We start from the raw sequence: 24,080 nt of genomic DNA on the forward strand, positions 1-24,080 counted from the left end.
CAAAAATGAATATCAACCGTTACATCGACCATACCACCCTTAAGCCCACCACCACGCTCGACGACGTAAAACGCCTCAGTATGGAAGCCGTGGAATTCGATTTCGCCGCCGTCTGCGTGCCGCCGCCCTTCGTGAACGCAGCCAAAACGTTCCTGGGCAGCACCAGCACCGCCGTTGCCACCGTTATCGCCTTCCCCTTCGGCTATTCCGCCCTGGAAGCCAAGGTGGCGGAATCTGTTCTGGCAATCATCGACGGGGCGGATGAGCTGGATATGGTCGCCAATCTCATCGCTATCCGCGGGGGCGACTGGGCTTACCTGGAAAAGGAAATCGCGACGGTGATGCCCATTGTCCGCAATAAGCAGCGGAAGATCAAGGTGATTATAGAAAGTGGCATATTATTGGAGGATGAAATCGTGCGCTGTTGCGAGCTGTACGGGCGTTACGGGGTCGATTTCGTTAAAACCAGTACCGGCTACGCCGAGAAGGGCGCTTCCGTGGAAGCGGTGGCCCTGATGCGGCGGCACCTGCCGGCCAATATTCAGATAAAGGCTTCGGGCGGGATTCGTACCTTTGCCTTTGCCAAGGAGCTGATTTCGGCGGGGGCCACCCGCATCGGCACCAGTTCCGGCGTAGCGATCATGAAAGAAGCGGCTTCCCTGCAATAGGACCTCGCTTATCCATTTGCCATCAAACGAAAAAAAATATGATGTTAAGAACAGGCTGCCTGATGCTTTTGCTGTTAACCGCCGCTACCGCCCTGCGCGCGCAGGAATCGGTGCAGCAGGATGGCAACGTCAAAGTAACCAAAGACAGCCGGATCGACATCCTGATCCGTAAACAGGTCTACATCAACAACCTGGCCATCCGCAACCAGCCGGGCTTCCGGGTGCAGGTGCTTACCACCAACAAGCGCAATGAAGCCAATGAGGCCAAAACCCGCGTGATGCAGCGCTATCCCGATTACCGTACCTATATCGACTTCGAAGCGCCTTATTTCAAGGTGCGCGTCGGCGATTTCAGATCCCGCGATGAAGCCACCGAGCTGCGTAAGGAGCTGGCGGAGTTTTTCCCCAACGGCGCATTCGTAGTGCCTACCATCATCAACGTATCACCGGAAAAAGAAGATTAATGAAAGACCGGATCAAAGCCCTGGCCAGTGCGTACGCCCCTGACCTGATCTCCTGCAGAAGACATTTGCACTCCCATCCCGAACTATCTTTCCAGGAATTCGAAACCTCGACATTCATACAGCAGCAGCTGGATAGCTGGGGCGTCCCCTTCCGCGCGGGCGTTGCCGGCACCGGCGTGGTAGCCCTGATCGAAGGGAAGAACCCCGGCAAAAAGGTCATCGCTCTCCGCGGCGACATCGACGCGCTGCCGATCGAAGAAACCAACGACGTTCCTTATAAATCGCAAAACGCAGGCATCATGCACGCCTGCGGCCATGATGTGCACACCACGGTTGCCCTCGGCGCCGCGCGCATCCTCCAGGAGTTGCGCAACGAATTCGAAGGCACTGTCAAGATCCTCTTCCAGCCCGGCGAGGAAAAACATCCCGGTGGCGCCAGCCTCATGATCCAGGACGGCGCACTGGATGATCCGAAGCCCCAGGCCATCCTCGGCCTCCATGTGCTCCCCGCGATGGAAACAGGGCTCCTGGGATTCCGCGCCGGCAAATACATGGCCAGCGCCGATGAGATCTATATCACCATTAAAGGCAAAGGCGGCCACGCCGCCGCCCCGCACCTCACGGCAGACACGATCCTCATCGCGTCTAACCTCGTGGTGAGCCTGCAGCAAATCATCAGCCGCAACAACGACCCCTTCTCCCCCTCCGTGCTTTCCATCTGCGCCTTCAACGGCGGTTTCACCACCAACGTGATCCCCAGCGAAGTGAAACTCATGGGCACCTTCCGGGCGATGGACGAAACCTGGCGCTTCAAAGCCCACGAGCTGATCCGCAAACAGGCGACCGAACTGGTGCACGCCATGGGAGCGGACATCGACATTGACATCCTCGTCGGCTACCCCACGCTATACAACAACGAAGCCGTGACCGCCAACGCCCGCAAACTGGCTGAAGATTATATGGGTGCGGATAACGTCGTGGATACCGAACTGCGGATGGGCGCGGAAGATTTCGCATTCTACTCCCAGGTGATCCCCGCCTGCTTCTTCCGCCTCGGCACCGGCAACAAAGCCAAAGGCATCACGGCTGGCGTGCATACACCCAAATTCGATATCGACGAACGTGCGCTGGAAATTGGCGCGGGCACCATGGCATACCTCGCCACCCAATTTTGATTTTTAAATAGTTGCATAAAAAAACCGCCCGGGTCAACACCCGGGCGGTTTTCATTTTATACGTTATAGAATTATTTCTGCTGCGGCATCGCCGGATCCGCCGTTACGCCGCTAAGCGTAAAACTGGCGCCCTTGCCGGCACGAACCAATTCTTTCTCCCGGATCGCAACAAACCGGTTCACCGTCAGGTACGATTCATCCTCCAGTTCATATCGCAAAGTGTCTGCCCTGCCGCCGCTGATGTGCACCAACGCCCTGTTGCTTTTCACATCCAGGAAGGGCACGTCCACATAACTGATGCCGGCAACATTCATGTGCGCGAAACGCAATGCTACCGGGGCTTGCTGCGCCAGCTGGTAAATTTCCATGTTCAGGTTGCCGGCCGAGATGCTTTCGATCTGCGGCACCTTGATTTCCAGTTCGCGGTACGACCGTACTGCTGCCAACCAGTCACGGGAATTATCCGCTTCAAACCAACAATACAGGGTATCATTGCGGACCTCTGTTTTCAGGAAGGGCTTCATATCCTGCCGGTAGGTGAGCCCGCCCTGCTGATCCGGACCTACCCAGATCTGCGCGCTTACATGATACATGCTGCTCCGGCTTTTCCGCTTGCTTTTCAGCCGCACGGTACCATCCACTGCGATGTGTTTGTACGGCGGCAAGGTGCGATGGTACCGGAAATCACCCTCGTACTTCGCCATGGGATGCGATTTGGCATCCCGGTAAGCGGCCCGCAGCGCCAGGGTATGCAACAGCAAACCCACCGGGATAATCAGAAGGAGGAGAAGTATAAAGAGATTGCTTTTTGTCATATGTTGATATTATTGCGCCTTTGACTGGCGGTTCTTGAATTTTTCAAACCGGTCTTTCAGCTCGTCGAGCCCGATGCCCAGGAGGTAAATCTTCCGGAAAAATTGCGGCAGCTCCTCCCGGAGGAATTGCTCCTTCCGCAGTGCTGCTATTTTTGCCACCGCATCCGGGCTCACGAAATAGCCCAGGCCGCGCCGCGTGTAGATGACGCCCAGCTGCTGGAGATACTCGTAGGAGCGCATCACCGTGTTGGGATTGACTTCCAGGCTGACCGCCAGCTCCCTGACCGAGGGGATCTTTTCATCCTGCGCCCATTCCAGCAACTGGATGCGGTCGCAGACGTGATCCGCAATCTGGAGGTAGATGGAGAGTTGATTATTAAATTCCATGGCTTGCGTTTGTCAGGACAATTCCTGTTCCCTGAGTTTTAAAACCGTTACGACCAGCAACACCAGCGGAATCAGTATGCCGAAGCCCTTTTCCACCCATTGGAGCCAGGCAGGCACCTCCAGCGTGTAGTTCCGTACCGGCCAGTTGTTGGCATCGACTGTTGCAAAAGACCAGGTCGAGAACGCCCCGTGCGAATAGGACCGGATGGCTTCCGGCAAGCGGCCGTCGGCCAACGGCGCTCTCATGCTTTCTGTGATAGGCAGGCTTTCCAGCAACCATTTCCCGAAGACGTCACCGAAAAAGTTAATAGTAATGAACAACAGCGCGAACGTGGCAATGGCTTTGGGTATCGCCAGCCTCCGGTAAGTTGCGCTGGCCGCCCATCCGATGGCTAGGAGCGGTGAACAGATGCTCAGGAAGCCCCGCCAATCGAAGCCCATCGGGCCGGGTTGAAAGTAAAAAAAGCGGTTACCACTCTGAAAAACCTGGTCGTCTATGTAAAAGGCCACGCCTGCGCTGAGCAAATACACAAGTAAATAGACGATGGGGAAAATGACAACGGAAAAGAAAATACCCACCGCGAACCTTTCCACCGCCGTTACCGGCAGCATGAGCGCCTGTAGCCGTGTGGACCTGCTGTGCAGGCTCCTGAAACACCAGGCGGCCATTGTGAAAATGAAGAGGATCAATCCTGTTTCGGCCACTTCTTTCTGCTTGTCGTAATACAATCCATCGTCGTTGGTATAAACACTATACAGCAAAAACGACAACAGGATGGCAAACAGCGCCAGTGCGCCGTAGCCGAATATTTTGCGGTCCGTAACGAGCTGCATCCTAAACAGCAGCACGCACCTTTGAAAAGAAAATTTCATAGCGGGGTTGTTTTAGTCTTGTAAGATGGGAAGGATGGATGCATTGCCGGACAGCGCGGCGTTGAAGAGCAGTTCCATATCGAGGCGGGAATTTTCGTCGCCCGTGTTGTGGGCGATGACGGCATAACCGCCCAGGGCTTCTTCCGTATAAAGCGGCTGTCCGCTTTCGGAACGGTCTTTCACTTTTTTGAACACGAGCCTTTCGGTGATGCGGGCCACCGGCGCCTGTAGCACGATGCCCCCTTTATCCAGGATCAGGACCTCATCGATGAGACTGTCGAGGTCACGCACCTGGTGGGTGCTGATCACCATCACCTGGTCGCCCGCCAGGCTGCCGGCGATGGTTTTCCGGAATTGTTGCTTGGAAGGGATGTCGAGGCCGTTGGTGGGCTCGTCGAGCAAGAGCAGCTTCGCACCCGTAGCCACCGCGAAGGCGATCTGGAATTTCTTTTGCTGCCCGTGGCTGAGTTGATAGAGCCGGTCGGTTTGCGCAATGCCGAATTGTTGCAGGAGGGAATGGCAAAGTGCCGCGTCAAACGCCGGGTAGAAAGGCGCATGCAGGCGGAGGTATGCAGCGGCAGAAAGGTCGGGCAGCTGGAAAGTTTCCGGAACCACGTACACCGACTGCAAAAAGCCGGCTCCCGGCGCGCTGGTGTGAAGCCCAGCACCCGGCATTCGCCTTGATCCGGGAATAGCAACCCGGCCATCTGGTACAGCAACGTGCTTTTGCCGGCGCCGTTCTGCCCCAGCAGACCGTAGATCCGGCCGGGCTCCAGGGTGAGGCTCAGCCCGTCCAGCACGGGCGCGCCGCGGCGGTAGGAATAGGTAATGTTTTGAAGGGATACCATGAAAATCTGTTATTGGGTAATGGACAGGTGTACTACTCAACTAGTACACTACAAATGTATAGATTAATTCGGTATCACCAAATAATTTTGTCAGGATTTGATCAATTACTACCACCGGGCGTTAAACCACCGTGGTATCTTGGGAAGTATAATGTTATGATATGCTGAAATGGATATTCTCCTTCGGTCTGCTGCTGCCGATGGCAACGCAGGCCCAGGAAACCCTCATCTACCTTTCTCCTTCCGGCAACGACGCCAACCCCGGCACCAAAGCCCAACCTAAAGCCACGTTCCGCGGCGCCCGGGAAGTCTGGCGCCAATCTCCCGGCAAACCCACTAAAGTGATCCTCCGCGGAGGCACGTATTACCTGGATGCGCCCTGGGAACTCACGCCTGCGGATAATCCGTCCGGCCAGCCCTTTACCATCTGCGCCGCTCCCGGCGAAAAACCCGTGCTCAGCGGCGCCCGCAAGGTATCCGTGAGTTGGCGGGAAGATGGAAAAGGCATCTGGAAAGCCGCCGTGCCCGCGCCCCCGATTCCATCGACCGGCTCTACATCGGCGGCAAACTGAAAATTATGGCCCGCTTTCCCAATTACGATTCCTCCGCCCGCTTCTACCACGGAACCTCCGCGGACGCGCTGTCTCCCGCGCGCATCAAAACCTGGAAAAAGCCCGAAGGCGCCATCGTGCATGCGCTCCACCGGGCGGAATGGGGCGGTTATCATTACATCGTAACCGGCGTCAACGATAAAGGAAATGCCGTACTCGAAGGCGGATGGCAAAACAACCGCCAGATGGGCCTCCACCCCGAACACCGCTTCGTGGAAAATGTGCGGGAAGAACTCGACGCGCCCGACGAATGATATTACGACACCCACGAAAAAACATTATACTTCCAGCCTGCAGATGGCCGCAAACCCGCCGCAGATATCGCTTACGCGCAACTGACGGAACTGCTCGCGCTAAAAGGCGGCATGGCGCAGCCCGTCAAAAACATCACCGTTCGCGGCATTACGTTCACAGGCAACGCGCGGACGTTCATGAAGACCAGGGAACCGCTCCTGCGCAGCGACTGGACTATCTACCGCGGCGGCGCCGTGCTGGTGGAAGGCGCGGAGAATTCCGCCGTCACCAATTGCTTCTTCGATGCGGTGGGCGGCAATGCAATCTTCATCAACAACTATAACCGTCATGTGCGGGCCGACAGCAACCTCATTTACCTCGCCGGCGCTTCCGGCATCGCGTTCGTTGGCAATCCCGACGCTGTGCGCTCTCCCGCGTTCGAGTACAACGCGTTTGTACCTTACACCGAAATGGACATGACGCCGGGCCCGAAATCGGAAGATTATCCGAAAGATTGCAGCGCCAGCGACAACCTCATCCAGTTCTCCGGTGAAATCGAAAAGCAATCGGCCGGGGTGCAGATCAGCATTGCCGCAAAGATCCGCGTGGCCCATAACACGATCCACAACGTGCCGCGCGCGGGGATCAATGTGAGCGAGGGCACCTTCGGCGGGCACCTGATTGAGCGCAACGACGTATACAACACCGTACTGGAAACCGGCGACCACGGCGCTTTCAACAGCTGGGGCCGCGACAGGTTCTGGCATCCCAACCGCCGGGCCATGGACAGCGCCACCATCAACAATCTCGCGCTCACCCAACTCGACATCACCGGCACTACCATCATCCGTGAAAACCGTTTCCGCTGCGATCACGGCTGGGACATCGACCTGGACGACGGTTCTTCCTACTACGACATTTACGACAACGTATGCCTGAACGGCGGATTGAAACTGCGGGAAGGGTTCTTCCGGCGGGTGCATCACAACCTGATGATCAACAACACCTTCCACCCGCATGTGTGGTTCGCCAACAGCAATGATGAATTCACGGCAAACGTCGTGACCACCGATTATAAGCCAATACAAGTGAAATCGTGGGGAAAAAAGTAGATGTGAATTTCTTCCCGGACGAGGTATCTCTGGCAGCGGCGCAAAAGCGCGGCACGGATTCGAATTCCATCGTAATCGATCTGCAATTCGTGGATTTCAAAAAAGGAGATTACCGGCTGAAACCATCCAGCAAACCAAAATACTTCACTTACCGCGATTTCCCGGTCAGCGGTTTTGGTACGAGGATAGCCGCGTATAAAAAACTGGCCGCACCTGTTCCCTTGCCCGCCATCCTCATTTCTGCGGCTACAGGCAAAGGCGATATGATGGAATGGAAAGGCGCGAAAGTGAAGAACATCGAAGGGTTGGGCGAGCGCTCGGCCACGGGCCTGCCCGATGAAAAAGGCGCGTATTTCGTGGAGGTGCCAACATCCAGCGAGGCTCACAAGGCCGGCCTGCGCAGCAATGACGTCGTGTTACAGCTCGACGGGCAACAGATCGCATCCGCCAAAGCTTTCTTTTCCGTGTACCAGCCCATCGCCTGGCGCACAAACCTGAAAGTGGTCGTGTTCCGCAACCAGCGCGAACAGGAGATCGTACTGAAATAGCAAAAGCAATTAAAGAAGAAGGCCGGTCTGGCAGCGATAACGCTCCGGACCGGCCTTTATACATTACAAACCTTCCTGTTCTCAGCCCATATCGGGGTAGAGGGGGAATTGTTTCATGAATTCGTTCACTTCGCCGCGGATGCGCTGCTGAAGGCCTTCGTTGTCGGCGTCCATGAGGAGTTTGTCGATCCACTCAACGATTTGCGGCATATGGTCTTCCTGCATGCCACGGGTGGTGATGGCGGGAACGCCAACGCGGATACCAGAGGTAACGAAGGGAGATTTATCGTCGTAGGGCACCATGTTCTTGTTGCAGGTGATGTCGGCTTGTACGAGTACGTTCTCGGCTTTCTTACCGGAGATGTTCTTGTTACGAAGGTCGATCAGCATCAGGTGGTTATCCGTGCCGCCGGAGATGATCTGGTAGCCTTTCTCCACGAACGCGCGGGACATGGATTGAGCGTTTTTGATGATCTGGCGGGCGTATTGGTCGTAATCGTCGGAGAGGATTTCGAAGAAGGAAACCGCTTTGGCAGCGATCACGTGCTCGAGGGGGCCGCCCTGGATGCCGGGGAATACAGCCATATCGATCAGGTTGGACATCATGCGGATTTCGCCTTTCGGGGTTTTGAGGCCGAAGGGGTTTTCGAAGTCCTTGCCCATCATAATCATACCACCGCGGGGGCCGCGAAGGGTTTTGTGGGTGGTGGTGGTTACGAAATGGCAGTGTGCGAAGGGAGCGTTCAGCAGTCCTTTGGCGATGAGGCCCGCGGGGTGCGCGATGTCTGCCATGACGAAGGCGCCGATTTTGTCAGCGATTTCGCGGATGCGTTTGTAATCCCAGTCGCGGCTGTAAGCGGAGGCGCCGCAGATGATCAGTTTGGGTTTTTCGGCGAGGGCAACCTCTTCCATTTTATCGTATTCTACCAGGCCGGTTTCTTTGTTTACACCGTAAAATAGCGGCTGGTAAAGCTTTCCGGAGAAGTTAACGGCGGAACCGTGGGTAAGGTGGCCGCCCATGCTCAGATCCAGGCCCAGGATCTTGTCGCCCGCCTGGAGGATGGCCAGCAGCACTGCCGCGTTGGCCTGCGCACCGGAGTGGGGCTGAACGTTGGCGTATTCGATGCCGAAAATCTGTTTGGCGCGGTCGATGGCCAGCTGTTCGCTCAGGTCCACAATCTCGCAACCGCCATAATAACGGCGGCCGGGGTAGCCCTCGGCGTACTTGTTGGTCATAACGTTGCCCATCGCTTGCATTACCTGGTGGCTCGTGAAATTCTCAGAAGCAATCAGTTCAATGCCATGGCGCTGCCTTTCCAGTTCCTGGCGGATGATATCGAAAATCTGCTGGTCTCTTTGCATGTGAAAGAAAATTTAAGACGCAAAATTAATCATCTTCCCACTAATTATAAACTTGGAATTGACGAAAAGACTGTCACAGCCATATTTACTAAAAGCTTAATATCTTTTTCAGCCTCAGATCCTTGTCATGTTTTTATTCCCTGTTATTCCGTAATTTGCCCGCTGAAGCAAAGTGATTAGGTTAACTGTAGCAGTGGACCATTTCAAAACCGATTCATGAAGGCAATTATTCCAGTCGCGGGAGCAGGCACCAAACTGCGACCGCATACATATACGCAGCCGAAAGCGCTTATCCCGCTGGCGGGGCGAACGATCCTGAGCATTATCGTTGACCAGCTGGTGGAATCCGGCATCCGCGAATTCGTTTTCGTGGTCGGTTATCTCGGGGAAAAGATCCAGCATTACGTAGAAAAGAAATATCCTGACCTCACCATGCACTTCGTGCAGCAGAACTCCCGCGAAGGCACCGGCCACGCCATCCTGCTCACGAAAGACGTTGTAGGGACGGACGAAGTGCTTATCGTACTGGGCGATACGATCGTGGAAGTGGATTTCAGGGAAGTGATCAACTCGCCGGTGTCGGTGCTGGGTGTGAAGAAGGTTGATGATCCCCGCAACTTCGGCGTCGCCGAGATCACGGATAACCTGTCCATCACCCGGGTGATCGAAAAACCCCAGATCCCCAAATCCAACCTCGCCCTCGTTGGCATGTACAAAATCCGGGAAACGGAACAGCTGTACAAATGCCTGGAAGATAATATCCGCATGCAGGTACGCTCGCATGACGAGTTCCAGCTCACCGATGCGCTCGAATGCATGATCCAGCACGGCGTGCAGTTCAATGCCTTCAAGGTGAATAACTGGTTCGACTGCGGCCGCAAGGAAACGCTCCTCGAAACCAACGCCACCCTGCTGAAGAAATACAAGCTTTCCGCCAGCCCGGTGCTCCCTTACGAGAATACCATCATCATTCCCCCCGTGAGCATCGGCGAAGGCTGCAATATCAAGAACAGCATTATCGGCCCCAATGTGGCCATCGGCGATAACACCGTCATCAGTTATTCCATCGTGAAAGATTCCATCATCGGCTCGTTCAGCAACCTGTACGAAGTGGTGTTGAAATCCTCCCTCATCGGGAGCGACGCCAATATCCGCGGGCTCAGCCAGAGCCTCAATATCGGCGACAACACGGAAATCGATCTCGGCTAAACCCACTCTCAACAGATGGCTGCATTTCAGAATCCAGTTACACGCCTATTCGGCATCGAATATCCCATTATCCAGGCCGGCATGATCTGGGCCAGCGGCTGGCGCCTCGCCAGTGCGGTGAGCAACGCGGGCGGCCTAGGCCTCCTTGGCGCCGGCAGCATGTACCCAAATGTGCTCCGGGAGCATATTCAGAAATGCAAAGCCGCGACCAGCAAACCTTTCGGCGTAAATGTGCCGCTTCTCTATCCCGACCTCGACCAACACATCCAAATCATCCTGGAAGAGAAAGTGCCGGTGGTATTCACTTCCGCCGGCAATCCCAAAACCTGGACGCCGCTGCTGAAAGAAAACGGGGTGAAAGTGGTGCACGTAGTGTCGAGCAGCAAGTTTGCACTAAAGAGCCAGGAAGCAGGTGTAGACGCGGTGGTGGCCGAGGGCTTTGAAGCCGGCGGGCACAACGGCCGCGAGGAAACCACCACCATGGTACTCATCCCCGCGGTGGCGGATATGGTGAAGATTCCCGTGATCGCCGCAGGTGGCATCAGCTCAGGGCGCGCCATGGCTGCGGCTTTCGCGCTGGGCGCCTCGGGCGTGCAGGTGGGCAGCCGGTTCGTGGCCACGCCGGAAGCTTCTTCCCACGAAGCATTCAAACAAGCCATCGTAAAAGCCGGAGAAGGCGATACGATGTTGTCGCTCAAACAACTGACGCCCGTGCGCCTGCTGAAAAACGCGTTCTCCGACGCGGTGAAGAAAGCCGAAGCGGAAGGTGCAGATGTACAATCTCTCAAAGATCTTTTGGGCCGGGGCCGTGCTAAAAAAGGGATGTTCGAAGGACAGCTCGAAGAAGGCGAACTGGAAATCGGCCAGGTCAGCGCCCTCATCCACCAGATCCAACCCGCGGCCGACGTCCTCCACGACATCTGGAACGAGTTCCGCGCCACCTGTGCACGACTTGGTGCGCACTGATCAACATGCTTTCCCACCAACCCCAATTTCCCTGCATGCCCTTCGAATGTAGGCAGAATTCCCACGCGCCCGGAAAAAATGTGGCCACCATTGGTAAATCATGGGGTGAGCTTCGATAAAACGTGGGGTGAAATGCAGATGCTTCATCCATCGTCCAATGATCCTTCAGTCATCCTTCAGGCAAACACCCTCAAATCCAAGCCAGCATTGGAGCCACTTGGAGGATCACTGAAGGATGTCAGCAGGATGTCAGTACGGTCGCCACCCCTATCTTTCTTCGCTCATCCTTCGTTCATCCTTCGTCCATCCTTCGTCCAAACACACTCAAACCCGTACCACGAGCGAACACCTTCGAAGGATGAACGAAGGATGTCTGTAGGATGTCAGTAGGTTGGGCAGCGTTTCCACCCGCTAAAAAAGTAAAGGGCCGTTAACTTTTTCAAGTCAACGGCCCTTTACTTTTATCAAACTTATGATTGACTAACTCTTCTTAAAAATCCACTTCCCCACTTCACCAAGTGTCACTTTCTTGCCATACATGAGAATCCCCGTGCGGTAGATCTTCGCCGCCACCCAGGTGGTACCCAGGAAACCGGCGATCAGCGAAAACATCGACAGCCCCAGTTGCCAGAGCGGCACCGTGCCGGGCACGCCGTACGGGATCCGCGCCATCATTACTACCGGCGACGTGAAGGGGATGATGCTGCCCCACACGGCCAGGGGGCTCGTCGGGTTCACCACCGCTTGTATCATAATGATGATCGCTACGATGATGGGCAGCGTAATGGGGAAAGTAAGCGACTGCGCATCGTTGGGATCCTCGTTCACCAGGCTGCCCACCGCCGCGAACAACGCCGCGTAAAAGAGGTAACCGCCCAGGAAATAGAAGAGGAACAACGGCAACAGCGACCACCAGTCGATGCTGTTGATGACCACTTCTATCTGCTCCCTGAATTTGGCGCTGGCGCTGGCCGACATGTCACCCGCTCCGCTCATATCCGCGTCGCCGCCCAGTAATGGCAGCAACAGCAGGCGCAGACAGATGATGATACCCGTCCAGATGATGAACTGAACCAGGCCCACGCCCGCGATACCCACGATTTTGCCCATCATCAGCTGGAACGGCTTCACGCTGGACACCATCACTTCTGCGATGCGGTTGGTTTTTTCTTCCATCACACCCCGCATTACCATCATACCAAACACGAGCAACACGATATAAATAAGAAACCCGGCGACCCAGCCAACGATGTAGGCCACGGTGGAGCTGCCTTTCTTCTCGGCGTCTCCCGCGAGGTTTTCGATGCTGATATCGGCACGGATGTCGTCCAGTTTTGATTTATCGATGCCGGCCGCTTCCATGCGCTTGTCTTCCACCACGCTTTCCAGCCGCTTTTCCATGCTGCCCCTCAGCGAGAAGGGCATCTGGCCTTTGCTGTAGTAAACGAAGGCGGGCAGGCGGTTCAGGTCCAATTTCGGGATGTGCAACAGGCCGGTATACCCCTGGTTGCGATAAGATTTCTTGAAAGTGTCCACTTTCGCGTCGACAAATGTATAATGAATGCCTTTTTCGTCGGGGAGTTTGCCGGCGAAGTAGCCGCTTTCATCCACCACGGCCACTTTCTCATCGTTGTCGGAGCTGATGAACACGCCCGGCAAAATGATCATGGCGGCGAAAAAGACGGGCAACAGCAAGGTGGTCACGATGAACGACTTCTTGCGTACCCGGGTGAGGAATTCTCTTTTAATGATGATCCAGATTTTATTCATGGGACTCGGAGTTAGAATTTGGGTGATATGCAACGTAAACGGAATCGGGTTCCAGGTATTTATCTTTGAGTTTCGACCGGAAGAAGGCTTCATTGCGGCGTTGTTTCATGCCGGTGGTATCGAAGGCGCCGTTCCGGAAAAGGAAGATGGCGTAATCGTTGAAAGACTCCTCGCGGCCGGTGGTATCCTCGAGATCCAGATGGCTTTCAAGTACCGCCATTCTCACTTCCAGTTCTTTTTCCCCGGAATTGAGCCAGCTGTAGGTATATTGGGCATCGCCCGCGTCGCCCCAGTTGTCGGCCACCATGATGTGGTCGTGTATTTGTGCGGTGGGTTTGTGCCATGCCCAGAGGAAGATGCGGGTGCTGGCGTATTCGCCGGGCCCTCTGACCAGCAACATTTCGTAATCACCCTGTGTGAAGCGGCCGACGGCATGATAGCCGCCGTGCGGGTTATCGGGTGATGCGTACTCGTAGATATGCATCCGTTCGGCGGGAAGCGTTTTCAGGTAGATGCTGTCGATCCATTTGCCCACCATGCCCAACATCGTGCCGTTGGAGTCATATCTTGGCGATTCGATGGCTATTTCGTTCGGCTGTATTTGCGGGAACAGCTGCAGGAAGGCTTCGCCCTGCGCCAGCCGGAGGGCTTCCGAACTGTCTGCCGGCGCGGCCGTGCTGTCTGCATTGTGCTGCGTACCGGAAGCGCCTGCGCATCCGGCGGCGAAAATCATGAATAAGAATATGCAGTATTTCATGGGTATCAGTTGGCCGCCACCTCCATATCCGTCGTTTTCACCTGCTGGATGAATACCTCGTGGATGGTGGGGAGGATTTCTTCGAAGTAATTGATTTGAATGCCCTGATGAATGAAGTGCCCGAGAATGTCGTTGGTGCTGCTATGCTCGTTGATCTTCACTGTGAAGCCTTTTTCATGCGTTTTCACGATGGTGAAGTGATAAGTGGCCATCTGCGCGGGGTTCGGCATTGTATCCAGCCCGATGCGGTAGAGGTGATGTTTGAAATCCTGGCGGATTTGCTTCACGGGGCCGTCGAGGACCTTCCTGCCCTTGTTCACCAACACGATATGATCGCAGATTTCTTCCACCTGTTCCATGCGGTGGGTGGAGAAGATGATGGTGGTGCCGGATTTGGCGAGCTGGAAGATCTCGTCCTGGATCAGTTGCGAGTTGATGGGATCGAGGCCGGAGAAAGGTTCGTCGAGGATGAGCAGTTTGGGTTGATGCATGATGGTGGAGATGAACTGCACCTTTTGCTGCATGCCTTTGGAAAGCTCTTCGATTTTCTTGTTGGCCCAGGAAGTGATTTCGAACCGGCTGAACCAGTAGTCGATCTTCTGGCGGGCTTCCTGCGCCGAAAGGCCTTTGAGCTGCGCCAGGTACATAACCTGTTCGCCGACTTTCATCTTTTTATACAGCCCGCGCTCTTCCGGCATGTACCCGATATATTGTATATCGTTGCGGGGATCGAAAGGGCGGCCGTCGAAAAGAATCTCTCCGGCGTCGGGGTAAAAGATGCCGGTGATCATACGCAGGAGCGTTGTCTTGCCCGCGCCGTTGGGGCCCAGCAGCCCGAAGATGCTGCCCTTCGGGATGGAGAAGCTGATATCGTCCACCGCTTTGTGGGTGGCGTAATACTTCTTGAGGTGTTGGAGTTCCAGTACGTTCATAAGGGTGATTGACAGATGGAAATTACCCATTTACCCTATGCGCACCAAAGAAATGAGAACGAATTTTCATATTGATACACCAACCGGCGGTTTCGCTGGACCAATCCCGGCGATGGCTTCGGCCACGCGTTCGCCGTCCATCGCGGCCGATACGATCCCCCCGGCATAGCCTGCGCCCTCGCCGCAGGGATAAAGTCCTTTCACCTGCGGGTGTTGCAGGTCATGATCGTTGCGCGGGATGCGCACGGGGCTGGAGGTCCGCGATTCCGTGGCTACCAGGATCGCGTCTTCCGTAAAATACCCCCTGATCTTCTTCCCGAAAGCCTTGAAAGCCTCTCCCAGCCTGGAGTGTACGGCAGCGGGCAAAACGGTCCGCAGATCCGTGGGGCGGACGCCGGGGATATACGAGCATTCGGGCAGCGTAGCGGAGACTTTCCCTTTCACGAAATCGGTCATCCGTTGCGCCGGGGCAACGAATCTGCCGCCGCCGGCTTCGAAGGCCGTGCGCTCCACATGTTGCTGGTACAGCATGGCGGCGAGGGGACCGGCTTTGGCGAATGGCGCGAAATCCTCCTCATCCACCGTTACGACCATGCCGGAGTTGGCGTAGGGGTTGTTGCGCTTCGAGGGGGACCACCCGTTCACCACGAGTTCTCCCGGCGAAGTAGCAGCAGGTGCGATGATGCCGCCGGGGCACATGCAGAAGGAGAATACGCCGCGGCCGTTCACCTGTTCCACCAGGCTGTAGCTGGCGGGAGGGAGGTAATCGCCGCGGAGGGCGCAATGGTACTGGGCGCTGTCGATCAGCGACTGCGGATGTTCCACACGCACGCCCAGGGCGAAGGGCTTGCGTTCGATGTGTATATTTTTCGCATGGAGCAGCCCGAAGATGTCGCGGGCGGAGTGGCCGGTGGCGAGGATGACGTGCTTCGCATGGAAATCGTCGCCCGTGGCGGTTTTTACGCCGGTGATCTGGTTATTCTCCAGGATGAATCCGGAAACTTTCTGTTCGAAGTGCACGGCTCCCCCGCTGTTATTGATCTGATCGCGCATGGCGGTGATGATGTGGGGGAGCTTGTTGGTACCGATGTGCGGGTGCGCGTCGGTAGTGATGGCATCATCTGCGCCAAATTGGCGGAAGATGTGCAGGATGCGTTGTATGTTGCCGCGTTTGTTGGAGCGGGTGTAAAGTTTACCATCGGAGTAGGTGCCGGCGCCGCCTTCACCGAAGCAGTAATTGGATTCGGGGTTGACGATACCGGTTTTATTGAGGGCGGCGAGGTCTCGTCGGCGGGCGCGCACGTCTTTACCTCTTTCGAGGACGATGGGCCGGAGGCCGAGTTCGATGAGGCGGAGGGCGGCGAAGAGGCCGGCAGGGCCGGCGCCGATGACGATGACGGGTTGGGCGCCGGGTGGCAGAGGCTCATAATGGAATGTTTCCAGCTTTTTGGGTTGGAAAGGCTCGTTGAGGTATACTTCGATGGTGAGCATGAAGTACGGCTGGCGGGAGCGCGCGTCTATAGAGCGTTTGACGATATTGAACCCGGTGATGTCGGAGGGTTTGGCGCCGAGGGATTCGGCGGCATGGCGCGTGATGGCGCGGTGCTGTGCGGCTTCCTGCGGGAGGAGCTTGAGTGAGATTTGTTTGACCATGTTAGGTATTTATCCTAAAAACCGGGGCAAAGATAGGCATAAAAAAGGAGGCGCCCCGCAGCTGCGGGGCGCCTGAAATATGGTGAGGCTTTACGGCCTGTATATTATTATATTAGAACGGAAGATCGTCGCCGCTGTTGCCGCTGTTGCCACCACCGAAGGAACCTTCCTGGGAAGTGTTGTAGTTGGGCATGGGATCAGCGCCGGGTGCGCCCTGCATCATGGACTCGATACGCCATGCATCGAGGTTGGTGATGTAGTTCACTTTACCGTCTTTCTCCCAGCGGGTGCCTTTTATATTAAAATAAACCTTAACCATTTCGCCTTCATTGTGACGGTCGACGATGGCGGTACGATCCTGAACTGACTGAAACTTGATATAATTGGTAATTACCCGGCCGTTGATATCGTCAGATTTCTCGATAACGAATTCACGGGTTTTGAAAGATTCGCTGCGCTGTACCGTATTGTACTTCACTACCAGTTTGCCGGTAACTTCAAAGCTCATATATAACTAGTTTAAAAATTTCAATTCCGCCAAAGATAAGTTTTTCACAACAGGATTAGTCAACAACTTTTACACAAGTTATTCGCATTTATTAGAAACAAGATCATAAATTTGCAGCCGATTCGAGAAACAGTAAAAGCGTTACCAAAAAAGTGAAACACCGAAGAGCCGACAATCCGCCCGTCAGGGCTTGCTTATTAAAGCAAGCAAAGGGCAATGTTATTTTACCTGATAAGCAGTCGTTTTGTGCGTTAATCAGTAAACAGTTTGACAAATTACCTGTTAATCATGCTTGTACGGTTTAGCACTTTTCGTAGTGGTCGAATTGCAGGCTAAACGGGTGTTTTAGCCGATTTTCATGCGAATAAAACAGGTCCGGCACACTGTATTTGTAGGAATAAAAACAAGGGCAGATTTATTTTTTTTTCAACATTTTCTACAGATATTCGTCGTCCTGTCAAAAAGATCTTCAACTGCCCGCATTGAAGACTTTAGTATTCGAGAACACCCAAATTAATAACACGACAAATTATTTTTTTCTAAATGAATAAAACTTGCGAACAAGTTTGGGATAGGTGTCTGAATATAATCAGGGATATAGTGGAGTGGCAGCCTTTCAAAACATGGTTTGAGCCGATAAAACCCGTAAAGCTTGAGAACAACGTTTTAACCATTCAAGTACCCAGCCAGTTTTTCTATGAATACCTGGAAGAACATTATGTGGGCCTGTTAGGTAAAACCATCAAGCGCGAGCTCGGCAAAGAAGCACGCCTGGAGTACCGGATCGTTGTGGAGAACAGCACCCCCCACCAGCATCCTAAAACGGTGAACATGCCCACGCAGTTTACCAAGCCCCAGAAGGACAGTGAAGTTGATTTCCCGCTTACCATACAAAACCCGGTTAAGAATCCCTTTGTAATCCCGGGCATCAAACGCGTTCAGATCGATTCGCAACTGAACCACAATTACACCTTCGAATCTTTCATCGAAGGGGATTGCAACCGCGTGGCACGCCGGGCCGGCAAAACCGTGTCCGACAAACCAGGCGGCACTTCCTTCAACCCCCTTGTTATATATGGCGGCGTAGGCCTGGGCAAAACCCACCTCGCACAAGCCATCGGCAACGAGGTGAAAAGGCAGAACCCGAACAAAGCCGTCCTCTACGTGAGCGCGGAAAAGTTCATCAACCAGTTCATCGACCACTCCAAGAATAATATCATCAACGACTTCATCCACTTCTATCAGCTGATCGACGTGCTGATCGTTGACGACATCCAGTTCTTCGCCCGTGCCGAAAAATCGCAGGACGCGTTTTTCGCCATCTTCAACCACCTCCATCAAAGCGGCAAACAGCTCATCCTCACCTCCGACAAACCGCCCAAAGACCTGGACGGCGTGCAGGAGCGCCTGCTGAGCCGGTTCCGCTGGGGCCTCAGCGCAGACATCCAGCTGCCCGACTTCGAGACCCGCATGGAAATCCTGGAAATGAAGATGCGCAACGACGGCCTCGAAATGCCCAAAGAAGTTGTGAAGTATGTTGCCTACAATATCCAAAGCAACGTGCGCGAACTCGAAGGCGCCCTCATTTCCCTGCTCGCCCAATCTTCCCTCAACCGGAAAGAAATCGACCTGGAACTGGCCAAACGCGTCCTCAAGTCTTTCGTTAAAACTTCTTCCAAAGAAATCACCATCGAAAGCATCCAGAAAATGGTCTGCGAATATTTCGATGTCGCCTACGACAAGCTGCTGCAAAAAACCCGCAAGCGCGAAATCGTCCAGGCCCGCCAGATCACCATGTACCTGGCCAAAAGCTTTACCAAAAATTCCCTGAAAACCATCGGCGAACATTTCGGCGGACGCGACCACACCACCGTGATCCACTCCTGCCAAACGGTCAAAGACCTTATGGACACCGACAACTCTTTCCGGGACAGCGTAATAGAATTGCAACAGAAAGTGCAACTCGCCGCTATGTAACCCCTCCTGCAATGCAACACCTTATTTGAAATGCCGGGCAACATCGCCCGGCATTTTTTTGCATGCTGTTTTTTATCTCCGTAATTCTTCCTAATTTTTACTTAACAATTTCATAAATAGGGCAGCCAGATAATTCCACACGAACCTGACTAATTTTGAAGCCGATATGCGGCAGCAACCACAGCCAGATATAATATGGGAGATGGTCCGCCAGGGCCACAACACCGCTTTCCGCGCACTGTTCGACACGTACTGGGAAGAACTGTACCATTACGCCGTTAAAGTGCTGAAAGACGGCTCCGCCGCGCAGGACGCCATCCAGGGCCTGTTCGTTCACCTGTGGGAAAGCCATTCGGAGCTCCCTTCCGTCACTTCCGTGCCCGCTTATCTCCGCACTGCTTTGCGCAACCGCCTCCTCAACGTCATCCGCGACGAGCAGCTCTACCAGCAGCACGTCGGCAACTTCGGCGCCGCCACCGCTTCGGCCGACGACTCCCTGCTCGACGCCATCCATCTCCGCGAAACCGAAACGGCGCTCTTGCAATCCATCGACCGCCTGCCGGCGCGCATGAAGACCGCTTTCTACATGCACCGCATCCAGCACCTCACCGTGGCCGAGATCGCCGAACAGCTGGGCAGCAGCGAGCAAACCATCCGCAACCAGATCAACACCGCGTTGCGGCGCATCCGGCTGCAATGGCATGCCGTCTCCGTTCTGCTCTTCTTTATCCTCCGTTAAAAAATATTTCCCGCCGCAATGGTTATCTGGGTTTTGTAGCGTGTCTATTGGGAAAGCACCTCTACTTGGATCCGAAAGACATACGCGCATTACTGGAAAAATTCCGTGCCGGCCAGGCTACACAGGAAGAGGAACGCCTGTTGCACCGCTGGCTCGACGGGTTGGCCGCATCCGGGGAAGACCCGGTGATGGGGGATACAGATAAAACCCGGTTGCACGACAGCATGTGGCGGCACATCTCCGCGCATGCGCCCCGCCGGCAGCGCCGCATCTGGCCATACGCGGCCGTGGCGGCCTCCATTATCGGCGTGGCAGCGCTGGCCGCCACGTGGCTCATCCGACCGGAAGCGCCCCGCACCATCACCCTGGCCACCAGGCCCGGCGAAGTACGCACCTTCACCCTGCCCGACCAATCGCGCGTGACCGCGGGGCCCAATACAAAAATGACCTGCGACCATCGCCAGGTAACGTTATTACAAGGTAAAGCCTACTTCGAAGTGAAAGCTTCGCCGGAAGAGCCCTTCACGGTGATCATGGATACTGATACCGCTACCGTGTTAGGCACCGCCTTTACCACGGAGCTCCCGGGCGACGGCGCCTACCGCCGCATCACGCTCCTCTCCGGCAAAGTAAAAGCCAGCGGCCACGGCCTCCTGACGCCCGGCGAGCGCATCACCTATCCGCGAAAACAAATCGAGAAAATAACGCAGCACGACGCCCTGGCATGGGCGCAGGGCGAAATACTGCTCCAGAACGCCCCGCTGGCGGAAGTTATACGGACACTGGAAGACCAGTACGGCATCACCGTTTCCACAAAGCTGAACACAAACGCCGGCAGCTACACGCTCCGGCTTCCCGCGGCCATGCCTTTGCCGCAGGTATTGGATATCCTTCAGAAAATCAGTTATAAACCAAAAATCACTTTTACGATGAACAAAACTCAACTCACTATCCACTAACCACTGACAAAAAAGCCGGTCCAAGCTGCAAACAAGTACCGGCCGAAAAGTAACAACAACCGCAATGTGAATCGCACAGGCGTTTATGCCTGTTCAGTCATTACCTTTAATCTTACAAAGATGCAAAAAATCAGACAGCATTTTTTTGTACGGACCGTTATGGCCTGCATGCTCGTGCTTGCCGCCACGGTAACTACGCTTGCGCTCCCCCTTTCAGCGCAGGATCTTCAGAAAGTCGTGAAGAAAGTCGACATCGCCGCAGGGCCGCTTTCTTCCGCCCTCAAGCAACTGGAACAATCCGCCGCCGTGCGCCTCGCTTATGACGAAGCGGCGCTCCGCCACTTAAAAGTGAAAGCCGTTTCCTACAGCTCCCGCTCGGTGGAATCCATTCTTTCGGAACTGCTCGCCGCTTCCGGGTTGCGCTTTGAAGAGCGCCATAACACGATCCTTATTTATGAAGGCCCAAAGCCGTCCGCCGTCACCATCAACGGCGGCGTGCAGGCAGATAAGATTACGCTGACGGGCGTGGTGACGGAAAAGAATGGTCCCATTCCCGGCGCGTCGGTAATGGTGAAAGGCACTTCCCTGGGCACAATCACCTCGGTAGACGGGCGTTTCCGGCTGTCCGTAGACGAATCCCCCAACCTGACGCTCGTGGTAAGTATGCTCGGCTACGGCACACAGGAGGTAGTGGTAGGCGCGCGGCGCGATTTCACCATATCGCTGGAATCTTCCGCACTCAACCTCAACCAGCTCGTAGTGATCGGTTATGGTTCGCAAAGTAAGGCCAAAGTGACGGGCGCGGTAGCCGATGTACAGCTCGACAAGCTCACCAGCCGGTCGCTCGCCAATTTCAACGAAGCGCTGCAGGGCAAAGCGCCGGGCGTGATCGTACAGAACGAAGGTGGCGATCCTACCGCGAATCCCCGCGTGAACATCCGCGGTATGGGAGGCATCAACGGAGAAAACGTTTTGTATGTGGTAGACGGTGCGATTTATGCAGGAGGCCCCATCAACCCCAATGATGTGGAAAGCATTTCCGTGTTAAAAGATGCGGCTTCTTCCATTTACGGCGCCCGCGCTGCCGGCGGCGTAATCCTCGTTACCACAAAGAAAGGCAAGCTGGGCAAAGCCGCTGTGGAGCTGGACGTAAAGCAAGGCTGGCAGTCGGCCATCAAAAAACTGGAACCGCTCAATGCAAAAGAATTCGCGGACGTTACCAACAAAGCATATGATGCGGCCGGCAAGGCCCGCCAGCCCGCGTTCGACCCGGTGCAATACCCCGATGGACAGATCACCCGCACCAACTGGATGGACGAAATCTTCCGCACCGGTCGTATCCAGGATTACAACGCCAACATTAAAGGGGGCAACGATAACGGGCGGTATTATTTCAGTTTCGGGTACCGCAAGGGAGAAGGCATCTTGCTCAATACCTACAGCGAGCGCTACTCCATCCGCATGAATACCGATTTCCAGCTGAAGCCCTGGCTGAAGATCGGCGAAAACATGGCGCTGACCATGACCGACGGCAACGGCGCCAACACCACCAGCGCCTATACCGGCGCCATCATCTCCGCGATCTTCTACCCGCCGCATATCCGCCCTTACAATCCCGACGGCTCCTTCAGCGGACTGCCGCTCCAATACGCCGGCGCATACGGTGATGTTATCAACCCCGTGGCTTACCTGCAGCGGATCGATTCCCGCGCCCCTGAAACGAAGATTTTCTTCAACCCCTACGTGGAGATGAATCTCGCGAAGGGACTGAATTTCCGTTCGAACTTCTCCCTCACCAAATCTTTCCGCGACGCGAAAACGTACAACGCCAAAGTACTGGAGATCGGGAAAATCTTCGATTACAATGATCTGCGGCAGGATATCAACAACCTCACCGAAATCCTAGCGGAGCAAACACTTACCTACGACCGGAAGTTCGAAGGCGGGCATAACCTCACTGCTATGGGCGGCTTCTCGCACCAGAAGCACCGCGGCACCTGGCTGGGCGTTAACGCGCAGGGTTTTTATAACGAACTGCCCTCCTACCGGTATTTCGATAACGCTACCAAATTTTTCCGCCCGTGGAGCGGCCTGAACAAATGGGCGATGACGTCGTGGTTCAGCCGTGTAAACTACGATTATAAAAGCAAATACCTGTTGGGACTGATTGGCCGTTACGACGGGTCAAGCATGCTGCCGAAGCACAACCGCTGGGAGCCTTATTATGGCATCACCGCCGGTTGGGTGGTAACAGAAGAAGAATTTTTAAAAGGCTCGTCGTGGCTCAACTTCCTGAAGCTGCGCCTCAGCCATGGCATCCAGGGCAACCTGGGCTCACTGGTGGCGACCGGCGTAGATGCGCCAATGTCGAGCGGGCAGATCTGGATCGGACGAGATCCGCAGCAGGTACCTACCTACCAGGAAACCGCTTTGCCGAATAAAGATTTGAAATGGGCCAGCACGAAGATCAACAACATAGGGCTCGACTTCGGCCTGTTCAATAACCGCCTCAGCATCAACGCCGATTACTTCGAAAAGACCACCAACAACATGCTGGTGCACGTAGACGTACCGGGTATGCTCGGCGTGCCGGACGGCATGTGGAAGAATGCTGGTGTTGCGATGGACAAAGGTTTCGAACTGGGATTGAATTTCCAGGCAGACCGTGCCGGCGATTTCCAGTACGACCTCGGCCTGACTTTGACCCGGGTCAACAACAAACTGCTGTCGCTGCACGACGGCAAAAAAGTGATGCCGCTGAACGATATCAATATTCGCAGCACGCTCGCCCCGCTCCGCCAGGAAGTAGGCTTGCCGCTGTATTCGTACTACGTGGTGCGCACCGACGGTATCTTCAAAACGCAGGAGGAAATCAACGCGTATAAAGACAAAGACGGGAACATGATCCAGGACAAGGCAAAACCCGGCGACCTGAAGTTCATCGATCACAATGGCGATGGTAAGATTACCAACGACGACCGCGTGGTGGTGGGCAATGCGTTCCCGAAGTTCACGTATGGGTTCAGTGCCAACGCACGGTACAAGAATTTCGACCTGAACGTGTTTTTCCAGGGCGTATATGGCAACAAGCTGTTCAACGCGCTGAAGTTCACCGCGCTGAATGCGGGCAACGGGCAGAATTATAACATGTTGAAAGACATCCTCAACGCCTGGACGCCGGAGAATTCCAATTCCAACATCCCCCGGATCAACGGCGGCGACCCGAACGGCAACTTCGGCACCACCAGCGATTGGTATGTGGAGGACGGCAGCTACCTGCGGATGAAGAACGTAACCCTCGGCTACACCGTACCCAAAAATATCCTGACCCGTTACGGCATCGGCCAGATCCGTCTGTACGTAACCGGCAACAACCTGCTCACGTTTACGAAGTACAAAGGCTTCGATCCCGAAGTGGGGTTGGATGAATACGGCATCGACAAAGGCCGTTACCCGCAGGCGAAAAACGTAACCGTTGGTCTGAACGTAAACTTTTAACCGAAAAAATTCCGG

The 24,080-nt window shown here is 55.0% G+C and carries 23 protein-coding genes and 1 pseudogene; 13 read left to right on the forward strand and 11 right to left on the reverse strand.

The window, feature by feature from the left end; genetic code table 11:
* Positions 1-5: 5 nt before the first annotated feature.
* Genes deoC through WJU16_RS10190 form a run of 3 tightly spaced genes read left to right on the forward strand, consistent with a single transcriptional unit; the run spans position 6 to position 2,307 of the window.
* Entirely contained in the window at positions 6-668 is a 663-nt protein-coding gene (gene deoC / locus WJU16_RS10180; protein ID WP_341838209.1) for a deoxyribose-phosphate aldolase, read from the forward strand.
* Between the two features lie 38 nt (positions 669-706).
* Positions 707-1,132, forward strand: coding sequence for an SPOR domain-containing protein (locus WJU16_RS10185; RefSeq protein ID WP_341838210.1), 426 nt, complete (start codon positions 707-709; stop codon positions 1,130-1,132).
* A complete protein-coding gene (locus WJU16_RS10190) occupies positions 1,132-2,307 on the forward strand; it encodes a M20 family metallopeptidase (protein WP_341838211.1) in 1,176 nt (391 codons plus the stop codon). The genes WJU16_RS10185 and WJU16_RS10190 overlap by 1 nt, the downstream gene beginning before the upstream one ends.
* Positions 2,308-2,378: 71 nt before the next feature.
* Here the strand turns inward: WJU16_RS10190 and WJU16_RS10195 are convergent, their stop codons facing one another.
* From WJU16_RS10195 to WJU16_RS26060, 5 genes and pseudogenes are all read right to left on the reverse strand, one after another.
* Positions 2,379-3,122 (reverse strand): hypothetical protein, encoded by a 744-nt coding sequence (locus tag WJU16_RS10195; RefSeq protein ID WP_341838212.1) that lies wholly within the window; start codon positions 3,120-3,122, stop codon positions 2,379-2,381.
* Positions 3,123-3,131: 9 nt separating this feature from the next.
* Positions 3,132-3,509 (reverse strand): GntR family transcriptional regulator, encoded by a 378-nt coding sequence (locus WJU16_RS10200; RefSeq protein WP_341838213.1) that lies wholly within the window; start codon positions 3,507-3,509, stop codon positions 3,132-3,134.
* Positions 3,510-3,521: 12 nt separating this feature from the next.
* Positions 3,522-4,382 (reverse strand): hypothetical protein, encoded by an 861-nt coding sequence (locus WJU16_RS10205; protein WP_341838214.1) that lies wholly within the window; start codon positions 4,380-4,382, stop codon positions 3,522-3,524.
* A gap of 12 nt (positions 4,383-4,394) precedes the next feature.
* A complete protein-coding gene (locus WJU16_RS10210) occupies positions 4,395-5,057 on the reverse strand; it encodes an ATP-binding cassette domain-containing protein (RefSeq protein ID WP_341838215.1) in 663 nt (220 codons plus the stop codon).
* A gap of 35 nt (positions 5,058-5,092) precedes the next feature.
* Positions 5,093-5,230, reverse strand: a pseudogene (locus WJU16_RS26060) (ATP-binding cassette domain-containing protein); the annotation flags it as partial.
* A 161-nt stretch (positions 5,231-5,391) separates the two neighbouring features.
* Between WJU16_RS26060 and WJU16_RS10215 the strand changes: the two are divergent.
* The 4 genes from WJU16_RS10215 (at position 5,392) to WJU16_RS10230 (ending at position 7,735) form a co-directional block, all read left to right on the forward strand.
* Entirely contained in the window at positions 5,392-5,802 is a 411-nt protein-coding gene (locus WJU16_RS10215) for a hypothetical protein (RefSeq protein WP_341838216.1), read from the forward strand.
* Positions 5,803-5,807: 5 nt separating this feature from the next.
* Complete coding sequence (locus WJU16_RS10220) at positions 5,808-6,095, forward strand: hypothetical protein (RefSeq protein ID WP_341838217.1); 288 nt, start codon at positions 5,808-5,810, stop codon at positions 6,093-6,095.
* 111 nt (positions 6,096-6,206) lie between these two features.
* A complete protein-coding gene (locus WJU16_RS10225) occupies positions 6,207-7,187 on the forward strand; it encodes a hypothetical protein (RefSeq protein ID WP_341838218.1) in 981 nt (326 codons plus the stop codon).
* Complete coding sequence (locus WJU16_RS10230; RefSeq protein WP_341838219.1) at positions 7,172-7,735, forward strand: PDZ domain-containing protein; 564 nt, start codon at positions 7,172-7,174, stop codon at positions 7,733-7,735. The genes WJU16_RS10225 and WJU16_RS10230 overlap by 16 nt, the downstream gene beginning before the upstream one ends.
* Positions 7,736-7,816: 81 nt before the next feature.
* Here the strand turns inward: WJU16_RS10230 and glyA are convergent, their stop codons facing one another.
* Positions 7,817-9,097: a serine hydroxymethyltransferase gene (gene glyA, locus WJU16_RS10235; protein ID WP_341838220.1), complete on the reverse strand. Its 1,281-nt coding sequence runs from the start codon at positions 9,095-9,097 to the stop codon at positions 7,817-7,819.
* 216 nt (positions 9,098-9,313) lie between these two features.
* On the opposite strand from glyA, the gene WJU16_RS10240 reads away from it, so the two are divergent.
* Positions 9,314-10,306 (forward strand): sugar phosphate nucleotidyltransferase, encoded by a 993-nt coding sequence (locus WJU16_RS10240; RefSeq protein ID WP_341838221.1) that lies wholly within the window; start codon positions 9,314-9,316, stop codon positions 10,304-10,306.
* 15 nt (positions 10,307-10,321) lie between these two features.
* Positions 10,322-11,272 carry a DUF561 domain-containing protein gene (locus tag WJU16_RS10245; RefSeq protein ID WP_341838222.1) on the forward strand — a complete coding sequence of 317 codons (951 nt, stop codon included), beginning with the start codon at positions 10,322-10,324 and terminating at the stop codon, positions 11,270-11,272.
* 480 nt (positions 11,273-11,752) lie between these two features.
* Here the strand turns inward: WJU16_RS10245 and WJU16_RS10250 are convergent, their stop codons facing one another.
* The 5 genes from WJU16_RS10250 to WJU16_RS10270 all read right to left on the reverse strand — a co-directional run bounded on the left by WJU16_RS10250 (position 11,753) and on the right by WJU16_RS10270 (position 16,892).
* A complete protein-coding gene (locus WJU16_RS10250) occupies positions 11,753-13,042 on the reverse strand; it encodes an ABC transporter permease (protein ID WP_341838223.1) in 1,290 nt (429 codons plus the stop codon).
* Positions 13,035-13,799, reverse strand: a complete 765-nt coding sequence (locus WJU16_RS10255; RefSeq protein WP_341838224.1) for a hypothetical protein — start codon at positions 13,797-13,799, stop codon at positions 13,035-13,037. The genes WJU16_RS10250 and WJU16_RS10255 overlap by 8 nt, the downstream gene beginning before the upstream one ends.
* Positions 13,800-13,804: 5 nt before the next feature.
* Positions 13,805-14,731: an ABC transporter ATP-binding protein gene (locus WJU16_RS10260; RefSeq protein WP_341838225.1), complete on the reverse strand. Its 927-nt coding sequence runs from the start codon at positions 14,729-14,731 to the stop codon at positions 13,805-13,807.
* 66 nt (positions 14,732-14,797) lie between these two features.
* Positions 14,798-16,384 carry an FAD-dependent protein gene (locus WJU16_RS10265; RefSeq protein ID WP_341838226.1) on the reverse strand — a complete coding sequence of 529 codons (1,587 nt, stop codon included), beginning with the start codon at positions 16,382-16,384 and terminating at the stop codon, positions 14,798-14,800.
* A 112-nt stretch (positions 16,385-16,496) separates the two neighbouring features.
* Positions 16,497-16,892, reverse strand: a complete 396-nt coding sequence (locus WJU16_RS10270) for a DUF3127 domain-containing protein (RefSeq protein ID WP_298707207.1) — start codon at positions 16,890-16,892, stop codon at positions 16,497-16,499.
* A gap of 543 nt (positions 16,893-17,435) precedes the next feature.
* On the opposite strand from WJU16_RS10270, the gene dnaA reads away from it, so the two are divergent.
* From dnaA to WJU16_RS10290, 4 genes are all read left to right on the forward strand, one after another.
* Complete coding sequence (gene dnaA / locus WJU16_RS10275; protein WP_109694592.1) at positions 17,436-18,869, forward strand: chromosomal replication initiator protein DnaA; 1,434 nt, start codon at positions 17,436-17,438, stop codon at positions 18,867-18,869.
* A 166-nt stretch (positions 18,870-19,035) separates the two neighbouring features.
* Complete coding sequence (locus WJU16_RS10280) at positions 19,036-19,608, forward strand: RNA polymerase sigma-70 factor (RefSeq protein ID WP_341838227.1); 573 nt, start codon at positions 19,036-19,038, stop codon at positions 19,606-19,608.
* 65 nt (positions 19,609-19,673) lie between these two features.
* Positions 19,674-20,567: a FecR domain-containing protein gene (locus WJU16_RS10285; protein ID WP_341838228.1), complete on the forward strand. Its 894-nt coding sequence runs from the start codon at positions 19,674-19,676 to the stop codon at positions 20,565-20,567.
* Between the two features lie 120 nt (positions 20,568-20,687).
* The gene (locus tag WJU16_RS10290; protein ID WP_341838229.1) at positions 20,688-24,065 is read left to right on the forward strand and encodes a TonB-dependent receptor; all 3,378 of its coding nucleotides are present in this window, start codon (positions 20,688-20,690) and stop codon (positions 24,063-24,065) included.
* The last annotated feature ends 15 nt before the right edge of the window (positions 24,066-24,080 follow it).

Origin of the sequence: Chitinophaga pollutisoli (assembly GCF_038396755.1) — a bacterium.
Classification (GTDB): Bacteria; Bacteroidota; Bacteroidia; order Chitinophagales; family Chitinophagaceae; genus Chitinophaga; species Chitinophaga pollutisoli.

Bases quoted from the DNA above. Each gene is read 5' to 3' on its own strand.
- deoC (WP_341838209.1), top strand. From the start codon at position 6: ATGAATATCAACCGTTACATCGACCATACCACCCTTAAGCCCACCACC.
- WJU16_RS10185 (WP_341838210.1), top strand. From the start codon at position 707: ATGATGTTAAGAACAGGCTGCCTGATGCTTTTGCTGTTAACCGCCGCT.
- WJU16_RS10190 (WP_341838211.1), top strand. From the start codon at position 1,132: ATGAAAGACCGGATCAAAGCCCTGGCCAGTGCGTACGCCCCTGACCTG.
- WJU16_RS10195 (WP_341838212.1), bottom strand. From the start codon at position 3,122: ATGACAAAAAGCAATCTCTTTATACTTCTCCTCCTTCTGATTATCCCG.
- WJU16_RS10200 (WP_341838213.1), bottom strand. From the start codon at position 3,509: ATGGAATTTAATAATCAACTCTCCATCTACCTCCAGATTGCGGATCAC.
- WJU16_RS10205 (WP_341838214.1), bottom strand. From the start codon at position 4,382: ATGAAATTTTCTTTTCAAAGGTGCGTGCTGCTGTTTAGGATGCAGCTC.
- WJU16_RS10210 (WP_341838215.1), bottom strand. From the start codon at position 5,057: ATGCCGGGTGCTGGGCTTCACACCAGCGCGCCGGGAGCCGGCTTTTTG.
- WJU16_RS10215 (WP_341838216.1), top strand. From the start codon at position 5,392: ATGCTGAAATGGATATTCTCCTTCGGTCTGCTGCTGCCGATGGCAACG.
- WJU16_RS10220 (WP_341838217.1), top strand. From the start codon at position 5,808: ATGGCCCGCTTTCCCAATTACGATTCCTCCGCCCGCTTCTACCACGGA.
- WJU16_RS10225 (WP_341838218.1), top strand. From the start codon at position 6,207: ATGGCGCAGCCCGTCAAAAACATCACCGTTCGCGGCATTACGTTCACA.
- glyA (WP_341838220.1), bottom strand. From the start codon at position 9,097: ATGCAAAGAGACCAGCAGATTTTCGATATCATCCGCCAGGAACTGGAA.
- WJU16_RS10240 (WP_341838221.1), top strand. From the start codon at position 9,314: ATGAAGGCAATTATTCCAGTCGCGGGAGCAGGCACCAAACTGCGACCG.
- WJU16_RS10245 (WP_341838222.1), top strand. From the start codon at position 10,322: ATGGCTGCATTTCAGAATCCAGTTACACGCCTATTCGGCATCGAATAT.
- WJU16_RS10250 (WP_341838223.1), bottom strand. From the start codon at position 13,042: ATGAATAAAATCTGGATCATCATTAAAAGAGAATTCCTCACCCGGGTA.
- WJU16_RS10255 (WP_341838224.1), bottom strand. From the start codon at position 13,799: ATGAAATACTGCATATTCTTATTCATGATTTTCGCCGCCGGATGCGCA.
- WJU16_RS10260 (WP_341838225.1), bottom strand. From the start codon at position 14,731: ATGAACGTACTGGAACTCCAACACCTCAAGAAGTATTACGCCACCCAC.
- WJU16_RS10265 (WP_341838226.1), bottom strand. From the start codon at position 16,384: ATGGTCAAACAAATCTCACTCAAGCTCCTCCCGCAGGAAGCCGCACAG.
- WJU16_RS10270 (WP_298707207.1), bottom strand. From the start codon at position 16,892: ATGAGCTTTGAAGTTACCGGCAAACTGGTAGTGAAGTACAATACGGTA.
- dnaA (WP_109694592.1), top strand. From the start codon at position 17,436: ATGAATAAAACTTGCGAACAAGTTTGGGATAGGTGTCTGAATATAATC.
- WJU16_RS10280 (WP_341838227.1), top strand. From the start codon at position 19,036: ATGCGGCAGCAACCACAGCCAGATATAATATGGGAGATGGTCCGCCAG.
- WJU16_RS10290 (WP_341838229.1), top strand. From the start codon at position 20,688: ATGCAAAAAATCAGACAGCATTTTTTTGTACGGACCGTTATGGCCTGC.